This is a genomic window from Congregibacter sp., assembly GCF_965662665.1.
Lineage (GTDB): Bacteria > Pseudomonadota > Gammaproteobacteria > Pseudomonadales > Halieaceae > Congregibacter.
Genome location: NZ_CBFIIF010000008.1, coordinates 57905 through 70658 on the forward strand (window position 1 = coordinate 57905; position 12754 = coordinate 70658).

Annotated in this window: 14 protein-coding genes; 8 read left to right on the top strand and 6 right to left on the bottom strand. The window is 54.4% G+C overall.

Annotated features, from left to right (window positions below; translation table 11 throughout):
* The first annotated feature begins 4 nt into the window (after nt 1-4).
* The 3 genes from ACTG39_RS05330 to ACTG39_RS05340 all read left to right on the top strand — a co-directional run bounded on the left by ACTG39_RS05330 (nt 5) and on the right by ACTG39_RS05340 (nt 2488).
* Nucleotides 5-652 (top strand): TRAP transporter small permease subunit, encoded by a 648-nt coding sequence (locus ACTG39_RS05330; protein WP_439106503.1) that lies wholly within the window; start codon nt 5-7, stop codon nt 650-652.
* Nucleotides 652-2010 carry a TRAP transporter large permease gene (locus tag ACTG39_RS05335; protein ID WP_439106504.1) on the top strand — a complete coding sequence of 453 codons (1359 nt, stop codon included), beginning with the start codon at nt 652-654 and terminating at the stop codon, nt 2008-2010. The genes ACTG39_RS05330 and ACTG39_RS05335 overlap by 1 nt, the downstream gene beginning before the upstream one ends.
* Before the next feature lie 82 nt (nt 2011-2092).
* On the top strand, nt 2093-2488 hold the full coding sequence (locus ACTG39_RS05340; RefSeq protein ID WP_439106505.1) for an acyl-CoA thioesterase: 396 nt from the start codon (nt 2093-2095) through the stop codon (nt 2486-2488).
* A 77-nt stretch (nt 2489-2565) separates the two neighbouring features.
* Here the strand turns inward: ACTG39_RS05340 and ACTG39_RS05345 are convergent, their stop codons facing one another.
* Both ACTG39_RS05345 and uvrD read right to left on the bottom strand, forming a co-directional pair.
* Complete coding sequence (locus ACTG39_RS05345) at nt 2566-3735, bottom strand: TRAP transporter substrate-binding protein (protein ID WP_439106506.1); 1170 nt, start codon at nt 3733-3735, stop codon at nt 2566-2568.
* 59 nt (nt 3736-3794) lie between these two features.
* A complete protein-coding gene (uvrD, locus tag ACTG39_RS05350; RefSeq protein WP_439106507.1) occupies nt 3795-5948 on the bottom strand; it encodes a DNA helicase II in 2154 nt (717 codons plus the stop codon).
* A 112-nt stretch (nt 5949-6060) separates the two neighbouring features.
* Between uvrD and ACTG39_RS05355 the strand changes: the two genes are divergently transcribed.
* Nucleotides 6061-7764: an SPOR domain-containing protein gene (locus ACTG39_RS05355; protein ID WP_439106508.1), complete on the top strand. Its 1704-nt coding sequence runs from the start codon at nt 6061-6063 to the stop codon at nt 7762-7764.
* An 18-nt stretch (nt 7765-7782) separates the two neighbouring features.
* The gene (locus ACTG39_RS05360; protein ID WP_439106509.1) at nt 7783-8196 is read left to right on the top strand and encodes a hypothetical protein; all 414 of its coding nucleotides are present in this window, start codon (nt 7783-7785) and stop codon (nt 8194-8196) included.
* A 47-nt stretch (nt 8197-8243) separates the two neighbouring features.
* On the opposite strand, the gene ACTG39_RS05365 is transcribed toward ACTG39_RS05360, so the two are convergent.
* The 3 genes from ACTG39_RS05365 to ACTG39_RS05375 all read right to left on the bottom strand — a co-directional run bounded on the left by ACTG39_RS05365 (nt 8244) and on the right by ACTG39_RS05375 (nt 9450).
* The gene (locus ACTG39_RS05365; RefSeq protein ID WP_439106510.1) at nt 8244-8636 is read right to left on the bottom strand and encodes a GFA family protein; all 393 of its coding nucleotides are present in this window, start codon (nt 8634-8636) and stop codon (nt 8244-8246) included.
* 21 nt (nt 8637-8657) lie between these two features.
* Entirely contained in the window at nt 8658-8981 is a 324-nt protein-coding gene (locus tag ACTG39_RS05370; protein ID WP_439106511.1) for a DUF6874 family protein, read from the bottom strand.
* A gap of 181 nt (nt 8982-9162) precedes the next feature.
* Nucleotides 9163-9450, bottom strand: a complete 288-nt coding sequence (locus ACTG39_RS05375) for a hypothetical protein (RefSeq protein WP_439106512.1) — start codon at nt 9448-9450, stop codon at nt 9163-9165.
* Nucleotides 9451-9636: 186 nt separating this feature from the next.
* Between ACTG39_RS05375 and ACTG39_RS05380 the strand changes: the two genes are divergently transcribed.
* From ACTG39_RS05380 to aqpZ, 3 genes are all read left to right on the top strand, one after another.
* Nucleotides 9637-10434: a helix-turn-helix domain-containing protein gene (locus ACTG39_RS05380; RefSeq protein ID WP_439106513.1), complete on the top strand. Its 798-nt coding sequence runs from the start codon at nt 9637-9639 to the stop codon at nt 10432-10434.
* Nucleotides 10431-11150: an SIR2 family NAD-dependent protein deacylase gene (locus ACTG39_RS05385; RefSeq protein WP_439106514.1), complete on the top strand. Its 720-nt coding sequence runs from the start codon at nt 10431-10433 to the stop codon at nt 11148-11150. The genes ACTG39_RS05380 and ACTG39_RS05385 overlap by 4 nt, the downstream gene beginning before the upstream one ends.
* A gap of 192 nt (nt 11151-11342) precedes the next feature.
* Complete coding sequence (aqpZ, locus tag ACTG39_RS05390) at nt 11343-12038, top strand: aquaporin Z (RefSeq protein ID WP_439106515.1); 696 nt, start codon at nt 11343-11345, stop codon at nt 12036-12038.
* Between the two features lie 92 nt (nt 12039-12130).
* On the opposite strand, the gene ACTG39_RS05395 is transcribed toward aqpZ, so the two are convergent.
* Nucleotides 12131-12733 (bottom strand): GDSL-type esterase/lipase family protein, encoded by a 603-nt coding sequence (locus ACTG39_RS05395; protein WP_439106516.1) that lies wholly within the window; start codon nt 12731-12733, stop codon nt 12131-12133.
* Nucleotides 12734-12754 lie beyond the last annotated feature (21 nt).

Genomic DNA, 12754 nt, shown 5'->3' on the forward strand with positions numbered 1-12754 from the left:
GTTAATGTCCTTGCTGCCTAATGAAGTGGGTTTTGATGCGCGTTTTGGCAGGGTTCTCAAGAGTCTATGCAAAGAGGAGACCACGCGCCTGGCTATGATACCCTCGCCTTCCGGCATTAAGAAAGGCAGTAAATGGGTGCTTAACTGGGCGTCTTTTATACAGACGGTTGACCGCTTTACCCTGCTGTCCGGACGACTACTCGCTTGGTGTGCCCTGGCTATGGCGCTGCTCACCGCCGCCATCGTCATCCTCCGCTATGGATTTTCCACCGGCTCCATCGCCATGCAGGAAGCCGTGACCTATCTTCATGGCAGTTTATTCATGCTCGGCGTCGCCTATGCCTTAAAATCCGGCAGTCACGTACGCGTCGACATTTTCTATCGTGAATTCAGTGTTAGAGGGCGCGCCTGGGTCAACGCTCTGGGAGGCATCGTATTTCTCCTTCCGCTCTGTGTACTGATTGTAATTGTTAGCTGGGGTTACGTTGCCGACTCCTGGGAGATTCGAGAGAGCTCTCCGGAACCCGGCGGCATTCCCTACCTATATCTGCTTAAAACACTGTTACCCCTGATGGCCATCAATCTCGCCTTGGCTGGTATGGCGGACATTTTGCGCAATGCCCAAATTCTCGTTCGTCGCGAGAACGTCTGATGGACGGAACTGTCGCTCTGTGGATGTTTGCGGCGGTATGCGGCTTGTTGATGCTGGGATACCCCGTCGCATTTACTCTGGCGGGAACCGCGCTGCTCTTCGCCGCGGTAGGGACCATAGCTGGCGGATTTGATCCGGCGTTTCTCGAAGCACTTCCCGGGCGACTTTTTGGCACCATCAGCAATGTCACTCTCATTGCAGTGCCTCTCTTTGTGATGATGGGTGTGGTCCTCGAAAAATCGAAGGTGGCCGAAGAGCTTCTCGAGAGTATGTCGGCTCTGCTGGGTCGACTCCCGGGAGGCCTGGCTATATCCGTGGTGCTTGTGGGCATGCTTCTGGCAGCAAGTACCGGCATTGTCGGCGCCACCGTTGTCACCATGGGACTGCTCTCACTGCCGACTATGCTCCGCGCGGGCTATGGGCCGAGTATCGCCACGGGAACAATCTGCGCGACGGGCACACTGGGACAGATCATTCCGCCGTCTATAGCCCTGGTACTCCTTGGCGATATTCTTTCCAGCGCTTACCAGCAAGCCCAGCTCAAGTTAGACGTGTTCAATCCCCAGACCGTATCTGTCGGCGATCTTTTTGTCGGTGCAATTTTTCCCGGGCTTTTGCTCGTGGCGCTTTACTGCCTCTACATTTTGGGTATGGCGCTACTGCGCCCGGATAGCGTTCCACCGATAAAGGCCCGCACCATGTCCTGGGGCAAATTACTCCACGGGCTTGTTCCGCCGCTCATCCTCATCACTGTAGTCCTGGGATCTATCCTCGCAGGAGCAGCTACACCCACCGAAGCCGCGGGCGTAGGCGCCACGGGCGCATTGATACTCGCGGCGCTGCGCGGTGAAGTGAATCGTAGAAAGCTTCAGGAGATTGTTACCAGTACTCTCGAAACCACCGCCATGGTGTTCATGATCCTTATTGGCGCCGCAGTGTTTTCCTTGGTGTTTCGCGGCTTTGGTGGCGAAGAGTTAATACAGGCGTTTTTTGCGGACCTGCCAGGGGGCGTTTTCTCTGCCACCTTACTGGTGATGGTGGTGATCTTTGCTCTGGGTTTTGTCCTGGACTTTATTGAGATAACTTTTGTCGTAGTCCCAATTGTTGGTCCTATATTGCTGATGATGGGCGTGGACCCTGTATGGCTGGGCATCATGATTGCGATTAACCTGCAGACCTCATTCCTAACACCGCCCTTTGGTTTTGCACTGTTTTACCTCCGAGGAGTGGCGCCGGATTCAGTGCCCACATCAGCGATTTATCGCGGCGTGATACCCTTCATTTTGATACAGGTGCTGGTATTGGCCCTGCTGTGGATGTGGCCCGCACTCGCTACCTGGCTGCCGGCACAACTCTAGGTGCTATCCCAATGCTATAGCTTGCAGCTAAACTGAATGTTACCCAACACCACTAGCTTTACTCACACAGAACAAACAGACCATGAACGACATAGATTCCACACCACTGCCCCAGGGCGAACTCGCCATACAAACCATTGCCATGCCCAAGGACACCAATGCCTCCGGGGATATTTTTGGCGGCTGGCTGCTGTCGCAAATGGATTTGGCCGGCGCGATCACCGCTGAAGAAGTCGCAAAGGGCAGGGTGGCCACGGTCGCCATTGATGGCATGGCGTTTATCACGCCAGTGCATGTGGGCGCCGTAGTGTCCTGTTATTGCGATGTGATCGAGATTGGCCGATCGTCGGTGCGCATCATGGTCGAGGTTTGGATTAACTCTCCGCACGATGGAGAACCCATTAAGGTCACCGAAGGCGAGTTTGTCTTTGTTGCCATTGATGATCAGCGGCGCACGCGGACCATCACTCACCAGTAGAGTTAGACGCTGGGGCAGTACAAGGAAGCGCTTGCCGTTAAACAAGCGGTCATTCTGCTTAACGCCGGAGGGGTCGCTTACTCATCGATCAGCGGCCCCATGAGATCCCTGCGAATATTGATGTAAGACTGCTCAGATATCTCGTGATAGGCACGCACATCTTTCAAGAAAGACTGGAACGAGGCGTTAACCTTGGCTGCCAGCGGATCATTCTCGATCATAGCGGCCATGGCCTCTTCACCACCGCGATAAAGAGCCTCAAGCACATCGTCTGGCAGACGTCGCAGTTTGACGTTATGGACTTCGATCATTTCGCGAAGAGCGCGATTATTCCGCGCAGTGAACTCATCGAGCATGTCCTGATTGGCCGCTCGCGCTGCGTAACGGACTATCGCCTTAAGATCATCAGGTAACGCCTTAAGCGCTTCTTCGTTCACAATAAACTCGAGCATAGAACCAGGCTCGTGCCATCCCGGGTAATAGTAGTACTCCGCGATTTCGTGCAGACCCAAGGCAAGGTCGTTGAAAGGCCCAACCCACTCCACCGCATCAATGACACCCGTCTGCAGAGCGGTATATACCTCGCCTCCGGGAATGCGCACCGCCTCACCCCCCGCCGCACTGAACACCTCTCCGGCTAGGCCGGGTATGCGCATGCGCAATCCCTTGAGATCTTCCAATGAATTAATCTCACGGTTAAACCACCCCGCCATCTGAACCCCGGTGCTACCGCCGGCAAAGGGCACCAGTCCTGATGGTTTATAGACCTCCTGCCAGAGCTCCATACCGCCACCGTAATGCAACCAGCCGTTCATTTCCTGCGCCGTCATCCCAAAAGGAACCGCTGTAAAAAACACCGAGGAGGGAATTTTGCCTTTCCAGTAGTAACTCGCACCATGACCTACCTGTGCCACGCCGGAGGACACCGCGTCGAATACTTCAAAGGCAGGAACAATCTCTCCCGCCCCATAGACACGGACATCCATGCGTCCCGCACTCATCTCTCGGATCATCTGTGCAAAGACTTCGGGAGTATGTCCAAGCCCGGGCAGATTCTTGGGCCATGTCGTTACCAGCTTCCACTCGATGGTATCTCCACCCTGACCTAGCTCGCCAGCATTGCCGGGCCCTGCCGCTCTGTCATCGGCAATGCGCTCCAGAGCCCACAGCGCAATCACTAGCACGAGTACACTGGCCAACAGCAGCACGGCCAGAGCTTCTCTGTTGATTCCTGCTGACTTACTCATATGGCTACTACCTCAGACCCGCGCGGTGACTTTTTATTGGTATGAATAAAGCGGCTGTTTTACAGCGCCTGCAGTTTCGCATACTGCACCACTAACCACTTAGTACCTTCAGACGCAAAGTTGACCTCTACTCGCGCGTTACTGCCACGACCTTCGAAGTTAAGAACAACGCCTTCACCGAACATCTGATGGTAAACCCGCTGACCTAGATTGAGACCGGTATCAGCTGCCGGTGTACTGCCGGACAGCTGACTGACGGGGCGACTAATCTTGGTCTGCAGTCGAACCTCGTTTACCAGCTCCGATGGGATTTCCCGCACAAAGCGCGACGGCGGATTGTAGCTGTCGCTACCGTGCAATCGGCGACTTTCGGCGTAAGTCATGATCAAACGCTCCATAGCCCGCGTAATACCGACATAGCAAAGGCGTCGCTCCTCCTCCAGTCGCCCAGGCTCTTCGATAGACATCCTGTGGGGAAACAGATTTTCCTCCATACCCGCCAGAATCACCAAAGGAAACTCCAGTCCCTTTGCCGAGTGCAGCGTCATCAATTGCACACTGTCTTCGTGGGGGTCTGCCTGTCCCTCACCCGCATCCAAAGCAGCGCTGTCCACAAACTGTTGCAATGGGGAAAGGTCTTCACCTTCAGGCACAAAAGTACGCGCGGCACTCACAAGTTCCTCAAGGTTTTCGACGCGAGCCAGTCCTTTTTCGCCCTTCTCTTTCTCGTGATAGGCAATCAGGCCGGAGCGCCGCACCGCTTGATCCACCAGCTCTTCAAGGGTCATGGGGTCAGTCAGAGTATCGAGCTCATCCACAATCACCCGAAACCCATCCATGGCCGTCAGTGCGCGCGCGGGTAGAAGCTTGTGGTCCTGGCAAGCCTGTATTGCCTGCCACAAGGAACACTGCTGTTCTCGTGCGGTGGCTCGCAGTACATCCAGTGTTTTACTGCCGATGCCGCGAGGCGGCGTATTAATCACTCTTTCAAAGGCGGCATCATCACCACGACTCACCAGTAGTCGCAGATAGGCCATGGCGTTGCGGATTTCGAGTCGTTCGTAGAATCGTTGACCACCGTAGATGCGGTAAGGCAGGCCGCTTCGAAGCAGCGCCTCTTCCAGCACTCGGGACTGTGCATTGGAGCGATAGAGAATTGCCACCGAGCGCCGGGCCTGGCCATTACTCACCCAGTTTTCGATCTGTTCGACAATAAATCGTGCTTCGTCCTGCTCGTTGAAGCCGGCGTACAGTTGGAGAAGCTCGCCGGTTTCTCCAGAGCTCCACAGCTCCTTACCGAGGCGGCCACTGTTATTAGAGATAACCCCATTCGCGGCCTGCAGAATCGTCTGGGTCGACCGATAGTTTTGCTCCAGTCGTACTACCTTGGTGCCACCAAAGTCCTCACCAAAGCGCTGAATGTTTTCGATTTTGGCGCCGCGCCACCCATAAATGGACTGATCGTCATCGCCCACAGCAACCACCGGAATCTGATCGCCCGCCAAAACGCGAAGCCAGGCATACTGAATCGTGTTGGTATCCTGAAACTCGTCTACGAGTATTTGGCGGAAGCGTCCCTGATAATGCGCCAGCACCTCCGGAGCCTTGAGCCAAAGCTCATGCGCTCGCAGGAGGAGCTCGGCAAAGTCGACCATGCCACCACGTTCGCAGGCCTCTTCATACGCGGCGTAAACACGCAACATGGTTTTGATGTAGAGATCGCCGAGGGGGGGCTCTATGTGCGCGGCCCGTAAGCCCTCGTCTTTTTGGGCATTGATGTACCACTGTGCCTGCTTGGGCGGCCAGCGGGACTCATCAAGCTGCATCTCTCTGCAAACACGCTTCACGAGTCGTAACTGATCGTCACTGTCGAGAATCTGAAAGTTTTGCGGTAGTCGCGCTTCCTTCCAGTGTGTTTTTAACAAGCGATGCGCCAGGCCATGAAAGGTACCCACCCACATACTATGGGTGGGGATCTGTAGCATCTGCTCAATGCGCCCGCGCATTTCCCGCGCCGCCTTATTGGTAAAGGTCACCGCCAATACTGCGTGAGGTGACAAACCCTCGGCACGAATCAGCCAGGCTATGCGATGAACCAATACTCGGGTCTTACCCGACCCCGCACCGGCAAGCACCAGCATATTGCCACTTTCCGCCGCTACGGCATCCCGCTGCGCGTCGTTTAAACCCGTCAAAATATCACTTACGTCCATGAGCACAGTCTAACCGCTTCGCTGGCTTCACTCACGGAAAACGGCAATCGCGAGCGTGACTGCTTATGCTCTGCTACTATCCACAGCGAGCCTCAGCCGGCAGTTAAAGTTAATGGCAGAAGACGAAAAAGATCCGGAAACAGGTGCCTCGCCCGAAGGCAACGACGTGGGTGGCGACGCAAGCAGCGGCGACCTGGAAGAAACCCAGCGCGAATGGTTTGTGGATCGCGACGACGATAGTAGCCCGGGGTTTATCGACAGCGACTACGGCGACGATTTCCCGGAGTCGGAAGATGAGCCGGAAGATGTAGACCCGGGTTACGCCGCATTCGCTAGCGAACTTGAGGACCCTCTTGCAGACTGGCCTGCGCCGGACGTGCCTCTGGATGAACTACCCGAGGTTCGCCAGCAAAAAGAGGCCTCTGTCTCGGAAATCACTCAATCCGAACCTTTGCCCGATAGCACCGCTGAAGCCTCCGACGAAGAATACCCGGTCACAGAGTTTCCGGAAGATGTAAACGGATCTCTTGATGAACTGGTCGGTGATGAAAGTGACCAGAACGGTGACGACCTGCTGTTTGAACCATCAAGTAACGATATGGATAGCAGTAGCGCGACGATGGCTGACGGCGACTATTTGTCCGGCGGCGAGACCTTTGACGAGTCCCCGGCAAACACCGACCCCGTGGAGCCAGAGGATCCCATCGAGCCCGAGGAGTCTGCCCAAGTCATTGTTCCCGACGAGCCTACCGATGGTTCAGACAATGGCGGTATACCAAGCTTTGGAGACAGTGATAGTTACCGCGAGCCCGAGCTTACTCAGGACGAGGGTGATGCAAACTACCTTGAAGAATCGCCGGTCGAGCAAACAGATACTTTTTCGGAAAACGAAGAGCACTTTGAAGAAGAGTTTGTCGATGACTTTCTCAATGATTTAGACCCACCGGAGGAAGAAGAGCTTCCTGCGGTCGAGGATTATGAGGAAGAGTTTGATTCGACACTGCTTGCCACAACCATGGCAGCAAGCAGTGTCGAAAGAGCCGCGCCTTTTGAAAGCCAAAGTATGACTGCAACAGATTCAGACGAGCCTATGCCAACCGACCCCATTCCCGTCACGGCACCAGAAAATGAAGCTGGCTCAACTCCGTGGGGAATGATCGCAGTGGTAGGCGTTGCGCTGGTATTGCTCGCCATTGGCGGCTTTGGTGTTATGCAGCAGCGGGGTGACATGCAGGCTGAAATTCGCGAATTGCAGGCCAAACTGGCCACTACCGTAAGTCCCGAAGAAGCAGGCATGGAACGAGAGCGCCAAAGGCAGGTCCAATTACAAAATGAGTCGCTGTCCACAGAGCTCGAAGCGCTCACTGCGGAAAACGATGCGCTGTCGCAGCGATTAGAAGAGCTGGAGTCGTTGCAGCTAGCGCAGGCTAACGCTGCGGCGGAAAAACTCGCCCAGGAAGAAGCCGCTGCAAAAGCGGCGGCGGAACGAGCAGCTCGTCAGGCGGCAGAGCAAGCCGCTGCAAAAAGCAAGGCAGCTTCTCCATCGGGCGCGGCTTCTTCAAGAAGCACGTCAACAGCAAAAGGTCCCTGGTTTGTTAACTTTGGATCCTATGCCGATCGCGGTATCGCTGATCAATGGGCAAATAAGTTGACGGTATCGAGTGGAGAGGTAGTGGTACAAACCGCGACCGCTGCGGGCAAAACACTCTATAGGGTTCGCGTAATCGGACTTTCCAACCAAGATTCAGCGGAGCGGGTTGCGACAGCGCTGGAACGACAATATCAATTGCCCAGGTTATGGGTAGGTAAAAACTAACCGTACAGGTACGACATCATGAAAAAGCAGTTAGTGGCATCACAACGAACAAGCCTTCAACAATGGGTAGCGACCCTAAGCCTGTGCGGCGTTATGGCTAGCTCGATAGCCGTCTCCGCAGATGCCTGTGAGCAACCCTCACGCCCGGAGTTACCGAATGGGGCAGAGGCCTCCATGGAAGCCATGCTCGCGGGACAAAAAGCGGTAAAAGCCTTTCAGGCTAGTAATATGGAATACATGAAGTGTTTGGAGGAACAATACTCCGCTGCCGAGATGGATGCTAAAAATGCTAAAGACGCCGATGCAAAGGCTCTGGCTAGTGGCGACTATGCCAAGTCAGTAGAGGCCTACAATGCAGCGGTTTCTGCCGAAGAAGACGTGGCAGGAGAGTTTAATGTGGCGTTGAGAGCTTACAAGGCAGCAAACAAATAGGTTTCTATTGCTGAAACCTTTATTCGCCGGTCTCTGGAGGAGGCTGATCACGCTTTTGATTTATGCGCCAGCGTGTGGGCATTAGCCTCCCAATCATCACCATCAAAATCTACGATAGTCATGTGCTCAGGCTTTTTGTCCAGACAGTTCACATTGACATCTACCCCATCCGGATTGGAGCGGGGAATATAGTAAGGTTTGATGCCGCAGTGACTACAAAAGTAGTGCTTGGCGACTCCCGAGTTAAAGGTATAGCAGCGTAGGTGCTCTTCGCCCTGAAGCAGAGTAAAGCGCGAAGCGGGCACGATGAGGTGTAGATAGCCGCCTTTGCTACAAATGGAGCAATTGCATCGTTCCAGCTCTACTGTCCCCGGCGCCTGAACGCTAAAGCGGACTTCTCCGCAGTGGCAGCCCCCGGTGTGGGTGAGTAGATTACTCATTAGTTGTTCGCCTTCAAAACTTCAGGCGAGTGTAAGCCCCGGTGCGTCCAGCATAAAGCGCGAACTGAAATTAGCTGTCAAAGATCCTGTCGTTCGGTCCGTAGAATCAACAATAGACAGCAGTTCGTCCATGAAAACCTTCTCGGAGGCCGCCGCCAGCGCGTCGAGATCGATGGGGCAGTTCTCCTGAACAATCGCCAGATCTCGTTCTAATCCATCGCGATCCTGAAGACCCAGAACTCGTACGACACGACTGCAGATTGCAGACACGGTCGACTGTTCCCGCTTACTGAAAGCCTGGTCGCGGCGCGCGGCAAGAGGCGCATCTATCACCGTATATTTCACAGAATCTCCAATCAAAACCATGGTGTTTTCTTAAAAACGCCATGCAAATCAAATCGGAGATTGCACCCTAGCGAAGCACTTACCTTCGAGACCACTCTGAAGAGAGGAAATTGTGGCTCAGGTCGCAGAAAAAACCGCAAAAGGGGTTAGCTAGGCGGTGTTTCCCTGATCACGGCACTACCTACGCGGTTTTCAGCCGGTCCGTTGCCAGATAAAGAAGCGGGCCGAATGACCCAAGAGCGAGGGTAAGAACTACCCAAATCCAGGGGTTTCGTCCGCGGGATCGAGCATGGGGCACTAAAAAGGTAAGCAGCAGAAGCAAAGCAATAACCAGGTCGACAAAAACCTGCAAACCACCGGGAGTTTTGTGTGTAGCAAAGATGCCTGCGACCCCGCCATTCATTAACGACCAAGTGGTCAGGGCGGCAAATGGAACAAGGATGATCAGGGCGAGAGTACGTTGGTTCATTTTGAATTCTCCGTTAAGAAGGTAAGAGCCTTGATAGGTTCAGCACATAGAGTGAATCGTCGGCGGAGGCGACTCAATAACCTCTGAGGTTATTGAATTGATCCGCTGCGTCGCGGCACACTGAAACCCCAGGATTAGTGTCAGCGCTTCGATTTACTGGCGCTTGGGCGACTACCGGAGTAATGCATGAGCTCACTGAACGCCTTCCCCAATCTGTGCAAGCAATGGCGGCAACGGCGACATCTGTCGCAGCTGCATCTGGCAGAGACCGCAGCCATTTCCCAACGTCACCTGAGCTGGCTTGAGACGGGCCGCAGCCAACCCAGTCGCGAAATGGTGCTCAAGCTCGCTGACGCGATGGAAGTTCCTCTGAGAGAGCGCAATACGCTGCTAAATGCCGCAGGCTTTGCGCCGCAGTATCTGGAGTCCAGTCTTGAAGAGCCGCATATGGCGCCTGTCGGTGAGGCGCTGACAGCTATTCTTGAGCATCACATGCCGTTTCCGGCTGTCGTCGTTAACCGCAAGTGGGACCGGATAATGGCGAACGCGGCGGCAGATCTGATGTTTAGCCTGGTCGACGCGAACACGGAGAAAACCGATAGAAAAGAAACGTTCAATCTGGCTGAAGCTACGCTCGCACCTCATGGACTGCGACGATATATCACCAACTGGGAGACCGCTCTGCCGATGTTCGTGAACCGTTTGCGCAGTGAGGCGCTCGCTTCCGGAGAAACGTCCACCATCGCGCATGTCGAAGCACTCATACGGAGTGCGGGAGAATTTCCCAATACTGTGCCTACGCCAGAACCGCTACTTCCGGTAATGCCGCTGGAGCTTGATATAGACGGGCTGCAGCTATCCCTGTTTACCGTAATGTCGACCTTCGGCACGCCCCAGGACATAACCACAGACGAACTGCGCATTGAGGCTTTTTACCCGGCCGACGATGCCACGCGTAATTTCTTTACAGGTACAAACGAATGACCACGCTATACATCACCGGCGCCGGCGTTAGTGCTGAAAGTGGCATTCCCACCTTTCGGGGTGAAGATGGGTTTTGGACCATTGGAAGCCGAAACTACACCCCGCAGGAAATGGCGACACGGGCAATGTACGAGCAGGATACCCTGCAGTTTCTGCGTTGGTACTATCATCGATTTGCCACATACAGGCATCACGGACCTAACCCCGTGCATCACTGGTTAGCCGACAAAGACCTCATTACTCAAAACATTGACGGCTTGGATGGCAAGGCAGGAAACAAAGACTACATCGCTATTCATGGGCGCTTGGATCAGATGACTTTGTTCCACGATCAAGCAATGGCGGAACAGGTTTCTTCGATAGAGACGCCCTGGGATGATGTCGATGAAAGCGCGCTGGATGCGAGCTTAAAATCGGTCTTTCGGATCGAAGACAAGCCGGTTCTTGGCGAGTCCTACAAACCCTACGTATTGCTCTTTGATGAGTACTACACAGAGCTGTACCGAATCTCAGAAGCAAGAGCACGAATGCTGGCTGCGCAACGGATGGTGTTCATGGGCACGTCATTTAGCGTGAACATTACGATGATGGCTTTGGACATCGCCATGGCCAGGGAAACGCCGATAGAAATAGTAGATCCGCAGCCCGTGAAGGTACCCTACGAGAACACCACCTATCATGCGATGACGGCATTGAGCTACATAGAGCAGTCATAAGTGATAGTGAGACAGGTGCCATGACGAAGCTCACAATTTACCCTTTAGTGACCGTCGCATGTAGTGGCCGTCGCGTGCATTACGACAAGCTTACTCGCGACCAGGCAGCGCAGGCTTTATGACTAAACCAGAGCATAGCTGATGTTCTACAATGAAGAGGCACTCAACAATAAACCGTAACCGGAGAAGCGCATGACATTAACTAAAAAACTGGGCGCCGAGTTTATCGGTACCTTCTGGCTGGTTCTTGGGGGCTGCGGCAGTGCCGTACTTGCGGCCGCTTTCCCTGATGTGGGCATTGGCCGTCTTGGCGTTTCTCTGGCCTTTGGACTCACGGTGTTAACCATGGCCTTCGCCATCGGACACATCTCCGGGTGTCACCTCAATCCAGCGGTCTCTCTCGGTTTGTGGTCAGGAGGCAGGTTTCCGTTATCAGAGCTGGGGCCCTACGTAGCGGCGCAAGTTGCCGGTGGCATTGCCGGAGCGGCTATTCTGTATGTCATTGCGACAGGGCAGGCAGGTTTTGATGTTACGGCAGGTTTTGCATCCAATGGCTTTGGAGAACACTCGCCGGGCGGCTACAGTTTGACTGCGGCATTAGTCACAGAGCTGGTCATGACCTTTATGTTCCTCATGATAATTTTGGGAGCCACTGATCAGCGCGCGCCTGCGGGATTCGCACCCATAGCGATTGGATTGGGACTTACGTTAATCCATCTAATCAGCATTCCCATCACAAACACGTCGGTAAATCCTGCTCGCAGTACAGGCGTTGCGTTGTTTCAGGGAAGTTGGGCGATCTCACAGCTGTGGTTGTTCTGGCTTGCTCCGCTAGGAGGAGCCCTGTTAGCAGGTCTTTGCTATCGATGGTTCGAAGCAGAAGACTGAGGACGCCAGATCGCACCAGGATCGCTGAGCGAATAGTCGTTTTCACAAAGGGGCCCGCGGTCCCTTTTTTCTGCACTCTTTAAGAGTGACCGTCAGAGAATTGCGCCACTGTCTTCCAATAACTCCGCCACGGCCGCTGCCATAATCCGGTAACCCCTCTTATTAAAATGCACAGCGTCGCTTTTTACAGACCGATCCCGCATGAGACGCGGCAGAACGGCGTCATCCATGGGCACCTCAAGTCGATCGGCAACTTCTTCGTAGTAGCTTGGCACTGACAGGGTTAAGTTTCGGCCGGGTACGCCGAGCATCATCACTTCTGCTCCGCTTTTGCGAATTGCCTGGATCATTGAGACAAGGTTCGCCTGAGTAAGGCTCGGGGAGACGTTGCGCAAGGTATCGTTACCGCCATGCACAAGCACAACCAGATGGGGTTTGTGTTCTTCAAGGACCCGGGGCAAACGCATTAAACCCTCGGCGCTCAGCTCGCCTGGAACACCCGCGTTGGTAACCTTAATGCCTGTGAGTTCCTCAAGGATCGCCGGGTAAGCATGCTGGGGGGCGGCGCCGGTGCCATAAGTTAGGCTGTCGCCAAAAGCGAGAATCCTTGCATCGCTAGCAAGGGGGTTAAGCGACGGGTCACTGCACCCGGCAAGACAGAGCACCGTAAGCAATGCATAAAACGTACGGCGCATGATGAGCATACCCGGGGCGTG

Coding starts and splice junctions, on each gene's coding strand:
- ACTG39_RS05330 (WP_439106503.1), top strand. CDS start 5: ATGTCCTTGCTGCCTAATGAAGTGGGTTTTGATGCGCGTTTTGGCAGG.
- uvrD (WP_439106507.1), bottom strand. CDS start 5,948: ATGGACGTAAGTGATATTTTGACGGGTTTAAACGACGCGCAGCGGGAT.
- ACTG39_RS05360 (WP_439106509.1), top strand. CDS start 7,783: ATGAAAAAGCAGTTAGTGGCATCACAACGAACAAGCCTTCAACAATGG.
- ACTG39_RS05385 (WP_439106514.1), top strand. CDS start 10,431: ATGACCACGCTATACATCACCGGCGCCGGCGTTAGTGCTGAAAGTGGC.
- ACTG39_RS05340 (WP_439106505.1), top strand. CDS start 2,093: ATGAACGACATAGATTCCACACCACTGCCCCAGGGCGAACTCGCCATA.
- ACTG39_RS05395 (WP_439106516.1), bottom strand. CDS start 12,733: ATGCGCCGTACGTTTTATGCATTGCTTACGGTGCTCTGTCTTGCCGGG.
- ACTG39_RS05380 (WP_439106513.1), top strand. CDS start 9,637: ATGAGCTCACTGAACGCCTTCCCCAATCTGTGCAAGCAATGGCGGCAA.
- ACTG39_RS05355 (WP_439106508.1), top strand. CDS start 6,061: ATGGCAGAAGACGAAAAAGATCCGGAAACAGGTGCCTCGCCCGAAGGC.
- aqpZ (WP_439106515.1), top strand. CDS start 11,343: ATGACATTAACTAAAAAACTGGGCGCCGAGTTTATCGGTACCTTCTGG.
- ACTG39_RS05335 (WP_439106504.1), top strand. CDS start 652: ATGGACGGAACTGTCGCTCTGTGGATGTTTGCGGCGGTATGCGGCTTG.
- ACTG39_RS05365 (WP_439106510.1), bottom strand. CDS start 8,636: ATGAGTAATCTACTCACCCACACCGGGGGCTGCCACTGCGGAGAAGTC.
- ACTG39_RS05375 (WP_439106512.1), bottom strand. CDS start 9,450: ATGAACCAACGTACTCTCGCCCTGATCATCCTTGTTCCATTTGCCGCC.
- ACTG39_RS05345 (WP_439106506.1), bottom strand. CDS start 3,735: ATGAGTAAGTCAGCAGGAATCAACAGAGAAGCTCTGGCCGTGCTGCTG.